Source organism: Halomonas sp. SpR8 (assembly GCF_031010195.1).
Classification (GTDB): Bacteria; Pseudomonadota; Gammaproteobacteria; order Pseudomonadales; family Halomonadaceae; genus Vreelandella.
In genome coordinates, this window is sequence record NZ_JAUAMC010000025.1 from 1 (window position 1) to 1102 (window position 1102).

The following is a 1102-nucleotide window of genomic DNA, read 5'->3' on the forward strand; positions in this document are numbered from 1 at the left end:
CCTGGATTCATAGAATAACCGCAGCACTTTGGATCATTCGGTAGAGGTAGGAGGGCCAGCGCCGGTACCCTCTCTGCCTTACCTACCAAAGTGAAGCAGAGCATGGGATACCGACAACTGACCCAAGCACAACGATACCAAATTTTTGCCTATCTTGAGACCGGCATCAGCCAGCGACAGATAGCCAAGGCCATTGGCGTCCACAGCAGCACCATTAGCCGCGAGATAAAGCGCAACGCACTGATCAGTGGTTATGCGCCTGAACAGGCCCAATCGGCAAGTGATCAGCGCCGACGCACCGCTTGGAAAGTGACGAAGCGACTGCCAAGCCTGATTCGATGGGTCACTGGTCAATTGAGGGACGAATGGAGTCCTCAGCAAATCAGTGGCTTCATGGCGAATGCCAACGGGGTTTGCGTGAGTCATCAATGGATCTACGCGCTCATCTGGGATGACAAGAAACACGGTGGGACATTATGGAAACAGCTCCGTCTGCCACGGCAGCGGCGCTATCAGCGCCAGTTGGCGAAGCGGGCGGGGTTAGGCAAAATCCCGCACCGAGTAGGCATCGAGCAGCGCCCTACCGAGGTGGAAGAACGGCGTCATATCGGTCATTGGGAAGGCGACACGGTGCTTAAGGGCCACAAAGAATCTGGGCTGGTGACCTTGGTCGAAAGACGTAGTGGCTACCTCTTGGCAGTGCGGTTGCCAACGATCACTGCCACGAGAACAGCTGAAGCGATGACGCGGTTACTGGCACCCCGCCGAGGGGCAGTGCACACCATCACTTTGGATAATGGGTCGGAATTCGCCGAGCACCTGAAGGTTGCCAAGGCCATCTCGGCCAAGACCTATTTTTGTGACCCGTACCGCTCATGCCAGCGTGGTACCAATGAAAACACTAATGGCCTGATTAGGCAGTATTTTCCAAAAGGGACTGACTTCCGAAAGGTGACTAACGCAGAGCTACGAAGGGTCGTCAATAAGCTGAACGATAGACCAAGGAAACGGCTGGGATACCGAACCCCAGCTCAAGTGTTCTTAGGGGAATACTCAGGAGCACTAGAAACCGCAGGTGCTGCACTTATTAGTTGAATTCAGG

At 54.6% G+C, this 1102-nt stretch carries 1 protein-coding gene; it reads left to right on the plus strand.

Features of this window, described 5'->3' with window-relative positions; all coding sequences use genetic code 11:
• The first annotated feature begins 102 nt into the window (after nucleotides 1-102).
• Nucleotides 103-1095 (plus strand): IS30 family transposase, encoded by a 993-nt coding sequence (locus QT230_RS20770; RefSeq protein ID WP_308324060.1) that lies wholly within the window; start codon nucleotides 103-105, stop codon nucleotides 1093-1095.
• Nucleotides 1096-1102 lie beyond the last annotated feature (7 nt).